This window comes from Candidatus Jordarchaeum sp., from assembly GCF_052745115.1.
On the sequence record NZ_JBRAKS010000400.1, the window covers coordinates 1 to 3,342 of the forward strand.

The window sequence follows — 3,342 nt, forward strand, 5'->3', positions numbered from 1 at the left end:
TAGCGCTGCACATCTGGGATGTTCTTCCTCTTCCCCTTTCCATGCTTGATAATGTCCCTTGAGGCGCAGTCGCTGTGGGGGCACCTCACGGGAAGGGGACGTAGGCGGAGGGAAAGCTCAAATATCAGAGGAACCAATTCAGAGTTGCGGATCATACCGTTCTCGATGTAGATGTACATGTGTTAGAGAATGGTATATTCACACATTAACCTTACCAACCGTATTTGGCATCAGAACCTACCTGATAGCTCATAATAGTTGAACTGTAATTAGAAACGCCACTTAGATTGTTTTTGCATTTTTTGTTTCCACGAGGCGATGAAGTATGGAACCTTTGCACTATGAAATACGTCTAGAACCTGATTTTAAAAGTTTCACCTTTCGGGGAACAACTGTTATTAAGATAAGGTCTGAAAAATCAGTTGACCAGATTGTTTTAAATGCAAATGATTTAGATTTGCAGATTTGTAAAGTCAAAAAAGGCGATAAATGTATCGAATGCAAATTTTATTGTAATCCGAAAACAGAGGAGATCACAATTTATCTTTGTGAAAAAATGAGTGATATTATTGAATTAACTATTGATTACGTTGGTAAAATTAATGATTTAATGAAAGGCTTTTATCGAAGTAAATATGAGCAAAATGGGGAAGTAAAATACATAGCAGTCACACAATTCGAGGAGAGAGAAGCCCGAAGAGCATTTCCATGCTTTGACCATCCCGTAAAAAAGGCCACTTTTGATATCGAATTTATTGTTGACGAAGATTTGATGGGAATTGCGAACACTCCTATTATTGAGGAAAAAAAGTTAGAGGGGGGAAAAAAGTTAATACGCTTTGAGCGTACGCCAAGAATGTCAACCTACCTGCTTTTCTTCGGTGTGGGGGACTTTGAATTCATTGAAGATTCTTCCATAAGGCCAACCATTAGAATAGTGACCACTCCTGGAAAAACCCGATACGGTAATTTTGGATTACAGATGGCTCGAAAATCCTTAAAATATGGTGAAGAATACACCGGTATCGAATTTCCAATCGCCAAGTGTGACTATATCGCTGTCCCAGATTTTGCTTTCGGAGCTATGGAAAACTGGGGAGCTATCACTTTCCGTGAAAATGCACTCTTAGTATATCCTGGTGTGACTTCTAAAACGGTTATGGCAAGGATTGCGTCTGTAATTGCTCACGAAACTGCACATCTTTGGTTTGGAGACTTGGTGAGTCCAGCTGATTGGAAATATCTCTGGCTTAATGAGTCATTTGCGTCCTACTTCACTTACGCAATTACTGATCACTATTATCCAGAGTGGGGCATGTGGGAAATTTTTGTTTCTGACTTAATGCTAAGTGGTCTTAAAAGAGACTCACTAGTTGAAACAATGGCAGTAGAATTGCCCGGTGATAGAGAAGCCAGTATTAACGCAGCGAGTGCACCCATAATTTATGATAAAGGTGCATCGCTTCTCCGTATGTTAGTGGGATACTTAGGAGAGGAGAAATTCAAAAACGGGATTCAAAACTTTTTAAACAAATACAAGTTTTCCTGTGCAACGTCCCAAGAATATTGGGAAGCATTTCAAGAAACAACCAGTGAACCGGTTAATGAGTTTGCTGAATGCTGGGTCTATCAAGCCGGCTATCCTATAATTGAAGTGAAAAGAAACGGCAACAAGTTATTATTAACTCAACAAACATTTACCTATATTACCAACAATTCGAATAAATCTTGGCTAATTCCAGTTAATATTTTGCTATTTCTAAAGAATGGAGAAACAAAAACCGTCAGCACCCTTTTTAGAGATAAAACAACCAGTATTCAGATTCCAGTGGACACAATTGCCTTTAAAATAAATACTGAACAGACAGGATTCTATCGGGTCAAATATGAAGAAGAAATGTGGGAAGAACTTGGAGAATTAGTTAAAGAGAAAAAATTATCTCCATTGGATAGCTTTGGGTTAGAAAACGATTTCTATACCCTAGTCCGAAGAGGCGACTATACTTTAACAGATTATTTGAATTTTCTGGAAAAATATTTTGGACAAGAAGATAGGTTTCTACCCCTAATTGATATTTCCCAAAATTTGATGCACGCTTACCTAGTGGTTGAATCCCAGAGAGAACAAATAAGAAAACTGGGAAGAGGACTCTTTGAAAACGCTCTTGAAAAGATCGGTTTTGAACCTAAAGATGATGATGAGCTCCAAGTTTCGAGTATGAGGGATACTCTACTCTGGGCCGCTTTCAGCTTCGGCTCTCAAGGCGTGGCTCAATTTGGAGCAGAAAAGTTCCAAGAACTTTTAGACGGGAAAAAAGTTCATGCAGACATACTCTCCAGCATATTAAAAATCGGAGCTGTAACCAATGAAAAAGCTCCTGACCACTTCCGGGAAAAGGTAATGTCTGCGGACACACCGGAAATTGAAAAATTGCTTATTCTTAACGCACTAGGTTGTTTTAGAGAAAAAGAGAAAGTATTAGAGGCTTTAGAGTTTAATTTGGAGCATGTTCCAAAAAAGAACAGAAATCAAATAATCAACATGGCTTGCCAAAATCCTGCGGTGATGGATTATATGTGGCAGTGGTTTCTTGACAACCTTGATAAATTAGAACAGCTCCACCCAGCACACTTTGAAAGGGTAATTATCAGTCTGATTCCTGTTTGCGGCCTATACCGAGAGACTGAAGTAAAAAAATTCTTTGAGGAATATATGAAGAAAAGAGAAACAGGCCAAGACACAATAAAAATGGCCCTCGAACTAATGGAAGTTAATTCCAAGCTAAAAAATGCGTAAAAATCTTTAAAATTTACTCAAGACTGTCCATCCCCCAAATAGAAAACTTCTTAAAATTCTCTTTAGTTATATCAGCAAATTTAAGAGAGTTGATATAAGTATCATAATACCAGATTGTTCGCATTTTTAAATTTGGATTAAAAAACATAGAGGAAGTTTAATCATAACTTTAGGAGGGTAATAAGGCATTTAATATTATTGGTAATAAGTTTTAAAATAAAAAAATAGAGGTGCTTAGCAGTCTGAGCTACATTTGCATGCGGCTTTGATTTCTTTCTTGGAAACTTTTTTTATCTTCATTGACTTCACCTTTTTTATTATGTATAGTACGTTACAATATGGATATATAAATTTTTTGATGTTTATCTATATAATCAGTAATATTTTTAACTAAAAAAGTAATATCAAAGATAATAAAACGCTCAATAATACTTATTCCAAATAAAGTATTACTAAAAAGTAAGAAACCTGAAACCACACCAAATTTTATAAAAACATACATAAGCTTCGCTTTTTAGACAAATTATAAAAAACCTTTTTTTGTT

Annotated in this window: 1 protein-coding gene; it reads left to right on the forward strand. The window is 36.4% G+C overall.

Annotated features, from left to right (window positions below):
• Positions 1 to 325 precede the first annotated feature (325 nt).
• Positions 326 to 2,797 (forward strand): M1 family metallopeptidase, encoded by a 2,472-nt coding sequence (locus ACUVXA_RS18495; RefSeq protein WP_445872765.1) that lies wholly within the window; start codon positions 326 to 328, stop codon positions 2,795 to 2,797.
• Positions 2,798 to 3,342 lie beyond the last annotated feature (545 nt).